Source organism: Pseudomonas machongensis, assembly GCF_034961125.1.
Lineage (GTDB): Bacteria > Pseudomonadota > Gammaproteobacteria > Pseudomonadales > Pseudomonadaceae > Aquipseudomonas > Aquipseudomonas machongensis.
This window is the reverse complement of the sequence record NZ_JAYFUI010000186.1, coordinates 145,462-158,933: the sequence shown is the minus strand read 5'-3', so window position 1 is coordinate 158,933 and position 13,472 is coordinate 145,462. Positions and strand designations below refer to the sequence as shown.

The window sequence follows — 13,472 nt, the reverse complement described above, 5'->3', positions numbered from 1 at the left end:
CTGCCAGGCCGAATAACACAACGATGAAACGCTACGAACGATTCGCCGACGATATCGCCGAACTGATCCGCTCCGGGGTGCTTGGCCCCGGACAGCGTGTGCCCTCGGTACGCTACGCCAGCCAGACCCACGGGGTCAGCCCCTCCACGGTGTTCCAGGCCTATTACCTGCTCGAGCGCCGCGGGCTGATTCGTGCCCGGCCGCGTTCGGGCTACTTCGTCAATACCCACGCACCTCGCCAGTTCAGCGAACCCCAGGCACAGGCACCGGTCAGCGAATCCACCGATGTCGACGTCAGTGCCCTGGTATTTTCCATCCTTGATTCGATCAAGGACCCTCACACTGTCCCCTTCGGCTCGGCCTTCCCCAGCCCCACCCTGTTCCCGCTGCAGCGCCTGGCCCGCTCGCTGGCCAGCGCCAGCCGCGCCATGGACCCACGCGTGGTGGTCACCGACCTGTCACCGGGCAACCCGCAGTTGCGCCGCCAGATCGCCCTGCGCTACATGGTCGCCGGCCTGATGCTGCCGATGGAAGAGCTGCTGATCACCAATGGCGCGCTGGAAGCCCTCAACCTGTGCCTGCAGGCAGTCACAGAGCCTGGAGATCTGGTTGCCATCGAAGCCCCGGCCTTCTACGTGTGCCTGCAGGTGCTCGAACGACTGAAGCTCAAGGCCGTGGAAATTCCCGTGCACCCACGTGAAGGCATGGACTTGGGTGTACTGGCACAAACCCTGGAGAAACACCCGGTCAAGGCCGTATGGTCGATGACCAACTTCCAGAACCCGGTCGGCGCGAGCATGCCCGAGGCGAAAAAGCAGGCACTGGTCGAACTCCTGCACCGCCACCAGGTGCCGCTGATCGAGGACGACGTCTACGCCGAGCTCTACTACGCCCAGCAAGCGCCCAAGCCGGCCAAGGCCTTCGACCGCGACGGCCTGGTCATGCACTGCGGCTCGTTCTCCAAGAGCCTCGCCCCAGGCTACCGGGTGGGCTGGGTCGCCGCCGGCCGTTTCGCTCAGAAGATCGAGCGGCTCAAGCTGATGACCTCGCTGTGCGCCTCGATGCCGGCCCAGGCCGCCATCGCCGACTACCTGCAACATGGCGGTTACGATCGCCACCTGCGCAAGTTGCGCTACGCCCTGGAAGGCCAGCAGGCCAACATGCTCGCCGCCATTGCCCGCCATTTCCCGGCGCAGACACGGGTCAGCCAGCCCGCCGGCGGCTACTTCCTGTGGCTGGAACTGCCCGAGCAGATGGACGCGCTCAAGCTGTTCCACATGGCCCTGGCGCAAGGCATCAGCATCGCACCGGGGCCGATCTTCTCGCCGACCCGGCGCTTCGGCAACTGCATCAGGCTGAACTACGGCACCCCGTGGAACGACGCCACGGAGACTGCGATGGAGACACTGGGGCGTATCGTGCGCTCATTTTGAAGGATCAGCCGCTATAGTGAGGCTACCTGCACATGGACGAGCACCCGATGGACGACCCCACTCAACTGCGCCAACAGATCCTGGCCTTGCAGCAGCGCAACGGCGAGCTGGAAAACCGGCTGGCGCAGCAAGCCGAAGTATCGCCCTTGGACAACGTCCTGTTGCGCCGAGTGCACGAGCAACTCGAGCAGCGCTTCGACCAGACCCTGGCCGAACGCCGGCTGTTCATCGAGCTGGTCGATCACAGCTTGGCCAATGTCTTCGTCATCGCCCCGGACCTGCGCCTGCAAGCGATCAACCGCACCGGCCGGCAGACATTCCAACGCCTGCACGGTTTTTGCCTCAGAGTCGGCGATCGCCTGGACGAAGCGCTTGCCGGCCTGCCACAGCCGCTCCAATGCCTGCTACCACTGGTCAACCGAGCGCTGGCGGGTGAAACGGTGATCGAAAGCGTCGCCTTCGACGGGCCGCCCTATCGGCGCCACTACGAGCTGCGGATCACCCCGCTGCACAGCGACGAACGCCCGCCACTCAGCGCCTGCCTGTTCGCCTACGACATCACCGAGCGCACCCTTGAGCAGGAGCGCCTGCGCGAAGCCGAGCAGGCACTGCGCCAGGCGCAGAAAATGGAAGCGGTTGGCCAACTCACCGGCGGCATCGCCCACGACTTCAATAACCTGCTCGGCGGCATCTTCGGTGCGCTGGAGCTTGCCAAACCACGCCTGTCCGGGCTGCAGAGCGATGAGGTGAGCCGGCTGTTCGGCATCATCGAGCAAAACGCGTCCAAGGCCGCGTCACTGGTGCAGCGCCTGCTGGCCTTCTCGCGCAGACAGACATTGCTGCCCCGCGCCACCGACATCCAGCAACTGGTCGGCGACATGCTTGCGCTGCTGCAGAGCTCGCTGCGCTCGGACATCGAGCTCATCGATCGCACAGCTTCACAGCTGTGGCCAACCTGCATCGACCCCTCGCAACTGGAAAGCGCGCTGCTCAACCTGTGCATCAATGCCCGCGATGCCATGCCCGACGGTGGCACCTTGGTGATTCATTGCGAAAACCTGGAAATGACCCCGGCGCAAGCCCAACGTCTGCGGCTCGCCCCGGGCCAATACCTGCACTTGCGAGTCGAGGACAACGGCCAAGGCATGCCAGCGGAGGTGGCGCAACGAGCCTTCGAACCGTTCTACACCACCAAGCCGCTCGGGCAGGGCACTGGCTTGGGGTTGTCCATGGTGTACGGCTTCGTGCAGCAGTCTGGGGGGCAAATGCACCTCGACTCGACTCCGGGCAACGGCACCTGCGTTCACCTTTATTTGCCCAGAGCCGAAAACCTCCCGCCCCCCGAACCGCAGAGCCTGCCGGCCCCGCCCCCTGCGCGGTCAATCCTGCTGATCGAGGACCAGGCGGCGATGAAGCTGGTCATCAGCGAGCTGCTGAGCGAGGCGGGCTACGACGTGCATGCCTTCGCCAGCATCGACCGGGCGCTTGCCGCCCTGCGCAAGGGGCTGCGCCCGGACCTGCTGGTCGGCAACATCGCCTTGTCCGACAGCCCCAAGGGTCGGCAACTGATCGAAATGAATGCGGCCCTGACACCTGGCTGCACAGCCTTGCTCATCACCGGCTACGCCACCCAGACGCTGGCAGACCACGACGGGTTGCCAACAAATATCGAAATCATTTCCAGCCCGTTCGAGCTCAAAGCACTGCTCGAACGGGTGACACACATCCTGGGCTGAAGCTCAGCGCCCGCCTCCCAGATCGATGAAGCTGCCGGTGGAATAGGATGCTTTCTCCGACAACAACCAGAGGATCGCCTCGGCCACTTCCTCCGGTTGCCCACCGCGGCCCATGGGCAGGCCAGGTTCGAGCTTGGTGACGCGCTGGGCATCACCGCTCAAGGCGTGGAAGTCGGTATGGATATAACCGGGACGCACGCCGTTGACCCGCACCCCCTCGCCCGCCACTTCCTTGGCAAGCCCAAGGGTGAAGGTGTCCAACGCGCCCTTGGAAGCGGCATAGTCGACGTACTCGTTGGGCGAGCCCAGGCGTGCAGCCACCGACGACACGTTGACGATCGCACCACCCTGCCCGCCATGGCGCCGCGACATGCGCAGCAAGGCATGTTTGGCACAGAGCATCGGGCCGACCACGTTGGTTTTCATCAGCTTGAGCAGGCGGAATTCGGACATTTCGTCGACCCGGCTCTGAGTCGCGATGGTCCCGGCGTTATTGACCAGCGCGGTGACAGGGCCCAGCTCCTGGTCGATCCGCTGGAACACCTGGATCACTTCATCCTCGACGCTGGCATCGGCCCGCACGGCGATGGCCTGGGCGCCCAGCCCCCGAACCTCGGCCAGGATGCGTTCGGCAGCGTGATCGTCGGCGTGATAATTGATGCAGATGCGGTAGCCCTGTTGCGCCGCCAACCTCGCGGTCGCGGCACCGATACCGCGGCTGGCGCCAGTGATGAGAATGACCTTGTCCATGAAACTGCCACTGTCGAAGGAATAGACCTGCAAGGTTAGGGGAAAAGCCCCGATCGCGGCAACGGCTGCACGCAGCCGTGCCGCAAGTACACCTCAGTGCCCCGCCGAAGCGGGTCCGGCTTTGGCCGTGAAAGGCGGGCGAGCGAGCCACACCAGCAGGAACAAGGCGCCAAACACCCAGGTCAGCAAGGTGAAGTAGTCCACCGTCGACATCATGTAGGCCTGGCTGTTGAGAATCTGCTCAAGCTGCGCATAGCTCTGCGGACTCGCCCCGCCGAGTTGCTCGAGGGTGTGACGCGTTGCCGGGTCGTACTGACTGATGTGCTCGCTCAGGTAGGCATGGTGCTGGTCGGCCCGGCGGATCCAGATCCAGGTGGTCAGCGAGGCGGCGAAACTGCCGCCGAGTGTACGCAGGAACGTCGCCAGCCCAGAACCGTCGGCAATCTGATGCGGCGGCAGGTCCGAAAGCAGGATGGTCAGGGTCGGCATGAAGAACAGCGCTACCCCGATCCCCATGAACAATTGCACCAGGGCGATGTGCAGGAAGTCGACCTCGTTGGTGAAACCCGCACGCATGTAGCAGCTTGCGCCAATGGCCAGAAAGGCGATCCCTGCGAGCAGGCGCAGGTCGAAGCGATGCGCATACTTGCCAACGAAGGGCGACATGATCACCGGCAGCAGGCCGATCGGCGCTACCGCAAGCCCCGCCCAAGTCGCCGTGTAGCCCATCTGCGTCTGCAGCCACTGGGGCAGGATCAGGTTGATGCCGAAAAAGCCCGCATACCCGCCCACCAACACCAGGGTGCCGATGCGGAAATTGCGGTGCACGAATAGCCGCAGGTTCACCACCGGGTGCCGATCGGTGAGTTCCCAGATCACGAAGATGGCCAGGAAGACCGCGGAGATCAGGCTACCCACCACGATGAACGAGGACTCGAACCAATCCAGGTCGTTACCCTTGTCGAGCACCACCTGCAACGCGCCGACACCGACGATCAGCGTCAGCAGGCCGATGTAATCCATCGGCTGGCGACTGGTGGTCACCGGACGTGTGCGCATCTGCTGGCGCACAACGGCGGCAGCGAACAGACCGATCGGTACATTGATGAAGAAAATCCACGGCCAGCTATAGCTGTCGGTGATCCAGCCGCCGAGGATTGGCCCGGCAATCGGGGCCACCACCGTCACCATTGCCAGCAACGCAAGGGCCATCCCCCGTTTGGCGGGAGGGTAGACCGCAATCAGCAAGGTCTGGGTCATCGGATACAAGGGGCCTGCGACCACGCCCTGGAGCACGCGAAAGCCCACAAGCTCGGGCATCGACTGGGCAATACCACAGAGGAACGACGCCAGCACGAACAACAAGGTGGCCCAGATGAACAGTTTCACCTCGCCAAAGCGGCGGCTCAGCCACCCCGTCAGCGGCAGCGCAATGGCATTGCTTACCGCAAAGGAGGTGATGACCCAGGTGCCCTGCTCGTAGCTCACCCCCAGATTGCCGGAAATGGTTGGCAACGCCACGTTGGCGATGGTGGTGTCGAGCACCTGCATGAAGGTCGCCAGCGACAACCCAATGGTGGTCAGCAGCAGGCTCGGCGGGGTGAACTGGGCGGATGCGCCGTTGCTCATCGCTGCGCCGTCTTGCCACTGGCGGCGCTGTTGTCATGGATCAGCTGGGCGATCAGACGATCGGCCTCGGCCAACTGACGGTCATACACCTGGGTGGTGTAGCTGGCCTGTTGCGGCGGCTGTTGGGCCAGCGCCGGGCCACTCTGGTCGTGCAGGTCGACCTCGACCACGGTGGACAGGCCGATGCGCAGCGGATGGTCCTTGAGCTGCTCGGGGTTCAGGTGCACCCGCACCGGCACACGCTGGACGATCTTGATCCAGTTGCCCGTGGCGTTCTGCGCGGGCAGCAGGGCGAAGGCACTGCCAGTGCCGGCGCCCAGGCTGTCGACCGTCCCGCTGTACTTGACTTCGCTACCGTACAGGTCGGCGGTGATCTCCACTGGCTGACCGATACGCATGTCACGCAGCTGGGTTTCCTTGAAGTTGGCGTCGATCCATACCTGGTCGAGCGGAATCACCGCCATGGTCGCGGTGCCCGGCTGCAGGCGTTGCCCCAATTGCACGGTGCGCTTGGCGACGTAGCCGGTCACCGGCGCCACCAACGTGGTGCGAGCGTTGTCCAGGTAAGCCTGACGCAGGTCGGAGGCCGCGGCCATCACGTCCGGGTGCGACGACACCACGGTGTCGTCGATCAGCGCAGTGCTGGTGTTGAGTTGCTGGCGGGCGTTGTCCAGGGCGCTCTGCGCAGCGGTCAGGTCGTCGCGTGAGTGCGACAGCTCTTCAGCGGCGATCGCCCCGCTGTCAGCCAGGACCTTGCGCCGGGCGTAGTTCTCGCGAGCCTTCTTCAGTTCGGCCTGGCGCGTCTGCACCTGGGCCTTGAGTGCATCGACGTTACTGTACAAGCCGCGCACCTGGCGCACCGTGCGCGCCAGCTTGGCCTCGCTGGCCTGCAGCGCGACCTCGCTGTCACTGGGGTCGAAGCGCAACAGCACCTGGCCGGCGTGCACCAGGTCGCCATCGTCGGCGCCGATGCTGGTGACGGTACCCGTCACCAGTGGAGTGATCTCCACCACGTTACCGTTGACGTAGGCATCGTCGGTGCTTTCGTGCCAGCGCCCGATCAAGCTGTACCAGGCCCAGCCGGCGGCGCCGGCCAATATCAATACCAGCAACAGGGCCAGCAGCCAGGTCTTGCGCTTGCGCGTGGCGTCGGGCACTTCGGCGGGAGTGGGTGCATCCGAGGGTGTGGCCATGAAAAATACCTTTGAATCAAGTCGGATCAGGGGTGCGATCGCCGAAACGGGCAATCGTCAACGGGTCGCTGGCGGCCAAGAGAATCTTTGCCAGCAGCGTCTCGAGGATCTTGAGCTCGTCGGGTTCGAGCGAACCGACCAGCTCGTTCATCGCCATTGCCCCGATCTCCGGCAGACGGTCAGCCAGACGTTGACCGTCGTCGGTCAGCGCCAGCCGCACCTGGCGACGGTCGTCGGGGCAGCGGTTGCGCAGGATCAGGCCCTTCTGCTCGAGGCGATCGAGCATGCGCGTCATCGAACCGCTGTCCAGCCCCAGGCAGCGGCACAGTTCGGCCGGGGTATCTACCTGGTACTGGGTCACGATGATCAACACCTTGAACTGCGCAGCGGTAACGCCATCAGCTTCCAGGTGCCAGTCGAGAATGCGGTCCTTCAATAACGAGGCGCGGCCGAGCAACATGCCAATGGCGCAGGTCTGGAAGTTTTCCGGGGTGAAATGGGCCATCGGCATCGCTCAGAAAAGATGTTAGAAAATATTACTGCCTAGGCAGTTAATGTCAAAGCTTTTATTAGCAGGCTATCTAAGTCGTTGTTCCCTCAGCCCTCTCGGTGCCCCCCCTATGCCGCTGCGCCGGAAAACCGACGAAAAAAATCGCAACTGATAGTCATTCGCCATTATCTTGGTTCTCGCAGGGCCCCTCTGGCAGGTAGAATGCGCAAAACCGGGAGCCGCAATGAACCAAGACCGCCTCACCCCCCTCGACGACGATGCCATCACCGATGCCGCTGCGCACTGGTGCATGCGCCTGCACGCCGAGGATTGCTCGGCCGCCGAGCGTGAGGCGTTTGCTCAGTGGCTGGCCGCCGACACCCGGCATGCCGAGGAATACCAGGCGATGCTGGAGATCTGGCATACCGCCGACATGCTGCCGCGTGCCACCCACGTGACCGAACTGCCTGCGGCCAGGTCCCACCAGCGCAACTGGCGACCACTGGCCTCAGCCGCGGTGATCACCCTGCTCGCCCTGCCCCTGGCCGGCTGGGTTGGCTGGGAGCAAGGCTGGTTGCCCAATCGCTACCAGCATTTCGACAGCGACCAGCAGGTGCGTACGGTGCAACTGCACGACGGCAGCCAGGTCGAGCTCAACTTGAACAGCGAGCTGCGCTACCTCAACTACAAGGACCGGCGCCAGGTCGACCTGATCAAGGGCGAAGCCTTCTTCAAGGTTACCCACGACAGCGAGCACCCTTTCATCGTTCGCGCTGGTCACGGCCAGACGCGGGTCACCGGCACGCAGTTCAACGTGTGGAAGTACGAAGATCAGGTCAAGGTGACCCTGGTCGAAGGCTCAGTGCTGGTTTCCAGCAACAGTGGCGAAGGCGGCTACCGCCTCGGCCCCGGCATGCAGGCCAGCTACAGCATCGGTGACTTCGAACCGCAACTGGCCCAGAGCGACGACTATGCCAATAGCCTGGCCTGGCGCAGCGGTCGCCTGGTACTCGACAACCTCAGCCTGTCCCAGGCATTGCCGGTGATCAACCGTTACCTGGACAAGCCCCTGTTGCTGGCCGACAGCAGTGTCGGCAACATCCGCATCAGCGGCATCTACGACACCCGCGACGTCAACCGCCTGGTGAACAACCTGCCCAAGGTCCTGCCGATCTACCTGACCCGCAACGACAACGGCAGCACGGTCATCAACCGCATCCTGCCGTCCTCCGACAAGGGGTGATCGGCGCATTACAATGGCGTCATGGGCACGGACCTTTCACAACTGTAAGGCTATCGTCATGCCCTTGTTGGCTGCTGCTCGCTAGCGTGATCCGGAAACCACAGCCCTTCCGGAGAAACCCCATGAAACGACTGAGCACAGCGATCGCCCTGCTCCTGCTGGCCTTCGGCGTCCAAGCCACCGGCTTTTCCGCTCAGCGCAGCGAGCAGTTGCTGCAGGCGCACCAGCAAGCCGTGGCCGCCTACGCCATCAAGCGCGACAAGCCCATGCCGGAGATCGTCGACTACCGCTATGGCATGCCACTGGATGTGGCGCGGCTGGTGCGCCAGTCAGGCGACCCGCGCACGTGCGAGGTGGTACCGCGCCTGATGACCTTCGAGGACAGCCAGGGCACCCTGCGCACCGTGCGTTATTCGGTGCAGTCCGAATGCATCAACAACAAGTGAAAGCCCGATGCCGGCTCAATCGCCCGTCAAGGTCAGGTCCACCAGGCGCATGCTGTCGCGTCCACTGCGCTTGGACTGATACAGCGCGGCATCGCTCTGCTCGATCAGCGCCGTGAGGCTGGCCGGCGGCTGATCGAACAGGTTGGCACCGATGCTCAGGGTCACCGCCATCGGGGTGACGAAGGACTGTGAAGCGATGTCCTGGAAGCGCTCGCGCAGAATAGTGCCCAGCACCTCGACTTCGTCGCGGCGCGCATTGCCCAGCAGAATGACGAACTCATCACCCCCCAGTCGCGCTGCCAGGGCATTGGCCGGCAGCAGGCCACGAATGGTTTCGCTCAGCGCCACCAGCAGCCGGTCACCTGCGGTATGGCCGTAAAGGTCGTTGACCAGCTTGAAGTTGTCGATATCGATCAACAGCACGGCGCCAGGGCGCTCGTGGCTTGTCGCCCGCAGCAACACCGGCGCACGCACTTCCAGGGCGCGGCGGTTGAACAGCGCCGTGAGCGGATCACGCGCGGCGAGAAGCGCGATGCGCTCCTCACGCCGGTAGCGCTCGGTGCCGGTCATCGACAAGGCGATCAGCATGATCGCCATCGCCCCTTCGATCAGCGAAATCTGGATGATTTCACCGCGAAATGCCGCAAGGTCGATCAAGGTTCCCGGAATCACCACGGTCAGGGCCTTGATCACGTAGAACAGCCCGTGGATCAGCATCACGTAGCGCAGTTGCACCGCCCCCACACTCAGCGACACGCCGTGCGGACGCAGCAGGAAACTGGCACGTAGCGACACCAGGGCCACCAGCAGCGAATTGACCACCAGCATGATCTTCGACCACGACGGCCCTTCCGGCAGCAACAGCAGGCTCACCCACACCAGCACGACCAGCAGCCAGCCCCGTGACAATCGCACCTCGGTGAAACGGGCAACGCCCAGCAGGAAGCAGAAATGCGCGAACACCAGCATGCCGTTGGCGAACCAGATGCCAATCAGCAGAAAACCGTTCATGCGCAGCAGCGCGAGGGTGGAGCCTACGGTGATGGTGGCGAAACCGGCACTCCAGTAAAGCAGCGATGATTCGCGCACACTGCGCCATTCGATCGCCAGGTAAAGCGCCGCCGCTGCCGCGAGGGCGACGGTCAGGGCCAAAAGGGTTGGAGGGTCGAGCGTCATTGACCAGCGCGCCTGTCTTGAAGTGCAAAAGCAGTGATTGTAAGCGCTCCGGCCAAGATTGCAGAGTGCCACCTCATCGGATTACTGCCCGGAAAGGAAGGTGACCAACTGTCTGGCGTGGGAGCTGAGAGCTTCCCAGCTGCGAAAGCAGATACGCAGTTCCAGGGTCGCCCAACGCTCCTCCAGTGCTACCCGGCGCACCGCGAGCTCCTGCTCGGCACGCACGGCCGCGATCTCCGGGACAATCGCCAGCCCAGCGCGCTGCGCCACCAACTGGGCGATGGCCTCGAAGCTGGGCGCGCGCACGCGGATCTTCAGCGGCATGGCCAGGTTCATCGCCAGCTCCTCTACGAAGCGCTGCATCGCGCGCTCTGCCGGCAGGCAGACGAAGGCATGATCCAACGCATCGACCAGCCGCACGTGCTCACGCCCGGCCAGCTCGTGATCGGCGGGCACCAGCAGCACCAGGCGCTCGGTGCGAAAGGGCAGCGATACCAGTCCATCATTGACCAGGTTGCCGTCGAACACGCCGATCTCGCATTCCCCGGCCAGCACCACCCGCAGTACATCGACGCTCTTGTGCTCGACCAGCAGCAGGTCGACCTCGGGGTAGTCGGCCAGGAACGGCCCCAGTACTGCCGGCAGCAAGGTGCTGTTGGTGACCGTCGAGGCCGCCAGGTGCAGGTTGATGCGGCGCTGGCCGGCCAGCTCCTTGAGCGTGTCCTGCAGTTTCTGCGCCTCGCCCAGCACCCCACGAGCCGACTCCAGTACCAGCCGCCCGGAGGGGGTCAACTGCATACCGTCAGCCCTGCGGGTGAACAGGATCAGACCGCTGCGTTCCTCGAACAGGCGCAAGCGCGTGCTTGCCGCCGACACCGCCACCGGAAAACTGGCCGCAGCCTTGCTCAGGCTGCCGGTCGCAGCAATGGCAGCCAGCAGGCGCAAGTCCTGAAGATCGAAGTGCATGGGGTTTCTCCAAAAACGAACGCCATGTTCCAGAAAAAGCGATTCTAGCTTTCAAGCCTTCTATTCAGAATAAGCCTCCGACTTATTTTGTTGCGGATTCAACATGAACAGCCTGCGTACCTCACTTGAGCGACACCTGCAAAGCGGCAGCCTCTATGCAGTTCTCGCCGCCTTGGGCTTCAGCTTCAAGGCGATCTTCGTCAAGCTCGCCTACGCCGCGGGGCCTGTGGATGCCGTGACCTTGCTGGCGCTGCGCATGGGCCTGTCGCTGCCGCTGTTCGCCTGGCTGGTGTGGGCCAGTCGTGGCGCAGCGAGCACCCCACTGACCCTGGGTGACGGGTTTCGCGTGGCTGTGCTCGGGCTGTTGGGCTATTACCTGTCGAGCCTGTTCGATTTCTACGGTTTGCAGTTCATCAGCGCGGGGCTGGAGCGCCTGATTCTGTTCACCTACCCAACCCTGGTGCTGGTCTTCCAGGCCATCGCCCTGCGTGAGCGCCCTACCCCGCGCACCCTGGTGGCGATGGGCTTGTGCTACCTGGGGCTGGGGATCGCCTTCGTACATGACCTGGGCACCGCCGGCGGTGGGCACGCGGTACTGGTGGGGTCGCTATGGGTGTTCGCCAGCGCCGTCACCTACGCGCTGTATTACTCCGGTACCGGGATGATGCTCAAGCGCATGGGCTCGATGCGCATGGCCGGGCTGTGCGGTTCGGCCTCGTCGCTGATGGTGCTGGCGCACTACCTGCTGGTGGCGGATGTCACCCAGTTGGCGCAATTGCCCGCCGCGGTGTGGGCCAACGCGGCGATGATGGCGCTGTTTTCCACGGTACTGCCGATCTACTGGGTGGCCCTGGCGATCCAGCGCCTGGGGCCGACACACACTGCGGCGGTCGGCAACCTGGGGCCGGTGCTGACCATGCTCGCATCCTGGGCCATTCTCAGCGAGGCGATCTCGGGCTATCAGATTGCCGGGCTGGTTCTGGTGTTGCTAGGTGTATCACGGCTCAAGCCGGCGAAGCCCAAGGTGGCCGAGGCGCAGAAGGCTGTCGCCTGAGCCGGGTGATGGCGATTGCTTTACCGGCTAGATACAGTAGAGCCCTCAGGGCAAGGGAGCCCGTGAATAAGCCAAGATAAACCAAGCCCGGCCAAGCACTGAGCCCTTCTCGCATGACAAATCCCACAGCACGGAGCACCTGATGGAAGTCTCAAGAACGTCCCTTCTAATGAAACGCATAGGGGCGTACATCATCGATTACGGAACAATCGTCCTCCTCGGCCTGTGGCTTGCTAATCAAGAGACCCTATTGTTCGCAGGGCTTGAACTGGTCTTCGTCTATCTATTCCTATATCCCCTGTGCGAGTGGCTTTTCAAAGGTAGAACACCAGGAAAGTACGTCTTTGGACTGACCGTCATCAACGGAGCAGGCGGGCCACCAACGCTTGTTCAAGCTCTGATCCGAGGGTTCATGAGACACATTGACGTACCTCTGGGGATCATAACGATCTTCATCTATACGCAGTCCGCACGGTGCCAGCGGATCGGTGACATGCTGTCTAGAACCTATGTCATACCGTCCAAGGATCTAGCCCAGCTACGTGCGACGGTACAGGCACCAAGCCTCTGAACAGCAGGTAACCCCAAGCCCGGCCAAGCGCCGGGCTTCTTTTGCACGCAAGGACCAATGGATGCCAGCAACCGCTCAGGGACGAGTTGCCCTACTACGCCAGGTTGCTGGTGTCAGAAGGATACCGAAGTAGGAAAGCTCGGACAGGTCGAAAGTGACGATGGAGAGGATGGCCTTCCCATGGATCACTCTGAACTTGAAATTGTGGGGTATTACGAGTATTGGTGGCGGCTTCAAAAAGTAAGGAAGCTCAATTCAATGTCTTGCATGAAATGCATCTGCCTTGGCGCTCTCGCAGTCGCAACGCTCTCGGGATGCGTTACCGCGCCCACTTGGGTTAACAGGGGCCCAGTGGATCTAGACGCCTGGAACGGTCAGATGAATTGCTATACCGATGCCAATATCATCGACGGCAAACGGGTGGAAGGTACGATCTGCGCCACTGATGAATCTGGTTTCTTCGGAGGCGGCGAGCCGGAGGTCTTTTTCGGGCCTTGGAATCGCAAATTTATGAAAGAGTATGCGAGCGCAACGACTTCTGGTGTAGCTAAGGACTGGGAGGGCAAAAAGGTGCTCTTGCAATGCGCACCCACACTCGCGACTGATAACAAAACAGTCACGAAGCGCTTTTGCAAAGTTACAGTTAACGATCAGTTGCTGGTTAGCGCGACCGTCAAATACGTGCAGTAAAAATTAGGCCTCTCAGGCCTGACGACTCTAAGCCAGGCTCGGAAGGCTCGATCGAACGACCCGAATACTATTTGGGCCACAAAGACTGGACCATG

General features: G+C 62.8%; 13 protein-coding genes. 7 read left to right on the top strand and 6 right to left on the bottom strand.

Annotation, left to right across the window (positions count from 1 at the left end):
* The first annotated feature begins 23 nt into the window (after positions 1-23).
* Positions 24-1,433 (top strand): GntR family transcriptional regulator MpaR, encoded by a 1,410-nt coding sequence (gene mapR, locus VA602_RS18765; RefSeq protein WP_323453952.1) that lies wholly within the window; start codon positions 24-26, stop codon positions 1,431-1,433.
* A 47-nt stretch (positions 1,434-1,480) separates the two neighbouring features.
* Entirely contained in the window at positions 1,481-3,169 is a 1,689-nt protein-coding gene (locus VA602_RS18760) for a PAS domain-containing sensor histidine kinase (protein ID WP_323453951.1), read from the top strand.
* A gap of 3 nt (positions 3,170-3,172) precedes the next feature.
* Here the strand turns inward: VA602_RS18760 and VA602_RS18755 are convergent, their stop codons facing one another.
* From VA602_RS18755 to VA602_RS18740, 4 genes are all read right to left on the bottom strand, one after another.
* Entirely contained in the window at positions 3,173-3,919 is a 747-nt protein-coding gene (locus tag VA602_RS18755; protein ID WP_054891540.1) for an SDR family oxidoreductase, read from the bottom strand.
* A gap of 93 nt (positions 3,920-4,012) precedes the next feature.
* Entirely contained in the window at positions 4,013-5,548 is a 1,536-nt protein-coding gene (locus VA602_RS18750; RefSeq protein ID WP_323453950.1) for a DHA2 family efflux MFS transporter permease subunit, read from the bottom strand.
* Positions 5,545-6,741 (bottom strand): HlyD family secretion protein, encoded by a 1,197-nt coding sequence (locus VA602_RS18745; protein WP_125929647.1) that lies wholly within the window; start codon positions 6,739-6,741, stop codon positions 5,545-5,547. The genes VA602_RS18750 and VA602_RS18745 overlap by 4 nt, the downstream gene beginning before the upstream one ends.
* A 16-nt stretch (positions 6,742-6,757) precedes the next feature.
* The gene (locus VA602_RS18740) at positions 6,758-7,246 is read right to left on the bottom strand and encodes a MarR family winged helix-turn-helix transcriptional regulator (RefSeq protein WP_054925628.1); all 489 of its coding nucleotides are present in this window, start codon (positions 7,244-7,246) and stop codon (positions 6,758-6,760) included.
* A gap of 229 nt (positions 7,247-7,475) precedes the next feature.
* On the opposite strand from VA602_RS18740, the gene VA602_RS18735 reads away from it, so the two are divergent.
* Positions 7,476-8,474, top strand: coding sequence for a FecR family protein (locus tag VA602_RS18735; protein WP_323453949.1), 999 nt, complete (start codon positions 7,476-7,478; stop codon positions 8,472-8,474).
* A 122-nt stretch (positions 8,475-8,596) separates the two neighbouring features.
* On the top strand, positions 8,597-8,920 hold the full coding sequence (locus VA602_RS18730; RefSeq protein WP_065862581.1) for a DUF2790 domain-containing protein: 324 nt from the start codon (positions 8,597-8,599) through the stop codon (positions 8,918-8,920).
* A 15-nt stretch (positions 8,921-8,935) separates the two neighbouring features.
* On the opposite strand, the gene VA602_RS18725 is transcribed toward VA602_RS18730, so the two are convergent.
* Positions 8,936-10,096 (bottom strand): GGDEF domain-containing protein, encoded by a 1,161-nt coding sequence (locus tag VA602_RS18725; protein ID WP_323453948.1) that lies wholly within the window; start codon positions 10,094-10,096, stop codon positions 8,936-8,938.
* Between the two features lie 81 nt (positions 10,097-10,177).
* Positions 10,178-11,062 carry a LysR substrate-binding domain-containing protein gene (locus tag VA602_RS18720; protein WP_323453947.1) on the bottom strand — a complete coding sequence of 295 codons (885 nt, stop codon included), beginning with the start codon at positions 11,060-11,062 and terminating at the stop codon, positions 10,178-10,180.
* Between the two features lie 103 nt (positions 11,063-11,165).
* Here VA602_RS18720 and VA602_RS18715 point away from each other — a divergent pair, with 103 nt between their 5' ends.
* From VA602_RS18715 to VA602_RS18705, 3 genes are all read left to right on the top strand, one after another.
* Positions 11,166-12,116: a DMT family transporter gene (locus tag VA602_RS18715; protein ID WP_323453946.1), complete on the top strand. Its 951-nt coding sequence runs from the start codon at positions 11,166-11,168 to the stop codon at positions 12,114-12,116.
* A 142-nt stretch (positions 12,117-12,258) separates the two neighbouring features.
* Positions 12,259-12,687, top strand: coding sequence for an RDD family protein (locus VA602_RS18710; RefSeq protein WP_323453945.1), 429 nt, complete (start codon positions 12,259-12,261; stop codon positions 12,685-12,687).
* A 378-nt stretch (positions 12,688-13,065) separates the two neighbouring features.
* Positions 13,066-13,377 (top strand): hypothetical protein, encoded by a 312-nt coding sequence (locus VA602_RS18705; protein WP_323453944.1) that lies wholly within the window; start codon positions 13,066-13,068, stop codon positions 13,375-13,377.
* Positions 13,378-13,472: the final 95 nt, after the last annotated feature.

Excerpts from the sequence above, each read along its gene's own strand:
- VA602_RS18750 (WP_323453950.1), bottom strand. The coding sequence starts at position 5,548 with ATGAGCAACGGCGCATCCGCCCAGTTCACCCCGCCGAGCCTGCTGCTG.
- VA602_RS18730 (WP_065862581.1), top strand. The coding sequence starts at position 8,597 with ATGAAACGACTGAGCACAGCGATCGCCCTGCTCCTGCTGGCCTTCGGC.
- VA602_RS18715 (WP_323453946.1), top strand. The coding sequence starts at position 11,166 with ATGAACAGCCTGCGTACCTCACTTGAGCGACACCTGCAAAGCGGCAGC.
- VA602_RS18705 (WP_323453944.1), top strand. The coding sequence starts at position 13,066 with ATGAATTGCTATACCGATGCCAATATCATCGACGGCAAACGGGTGGAA.
- VA602_RS18720 (WP_323453947.1), bottom strand. The coding sequence starts at position 11,062 with ATGCACTTCGATCTTCAGGACTTGCGCCTGCTGGCTGCCATTGCTGCG.
- VA602_RS18735 (WP_323453949.1), top strand. The coding sequence starts at position 7,476 with ATGAACCAAGACCGCCTCACCCCCCTCGACGACGATGCCATCACCGAT.
- VA602_RS18755 (WP_054891540.1), bottom strand. The coding sequence starts at position 3,919 with ATGGACAAGGTCATTCTCATCACTGGCGCCAGCCGCGGTATCGGTGCC.
- VA602_RS18710 (WP_323453945.1), top strand. The coding sequence starts at position 12,259 with ATGGAAGTCTCAAGAACGTCCCTTCTAATGAAACGCATAGGGGCGTAC.
- VA602_RS18745 (WP_125929647.1), bottom strand. The coding sequence starts at position 6,741 with ATGGCCACACCCTCGGATGCACCCACTCCCGCCGAAGTGCCCGACGCC.
- VA602_RS18725 (WP_323453948.1), bottom strand. The coding sequence starts at position 10,096 with ATGACGCTCGACCCTCCAACCCTTTTGGCCCTGACCGTCGCCCTCGCG.
- VA602_RS18740 (WP_054925628.1), bottom strand. The coding sequence starts at position 7,246 with ATGGCCCATTTCACCCCGGAAAACTTCCAGACCTGCGCCATTGGCATG.
- VA602_RS18760 (WP_323453951.1), top strand. The coding sequence starts at position 1,481 with ATGGACGACCCCACTCAACTGCGCCAACAGATCCTGGCCTTGCAGCAG.
- mapR (WP_323453952.1), top strand. The coding sequence starts at position 24 with ATGAAACGCTACGAACGATTCGCCGACGATATCGCCGAACTGATCCGC.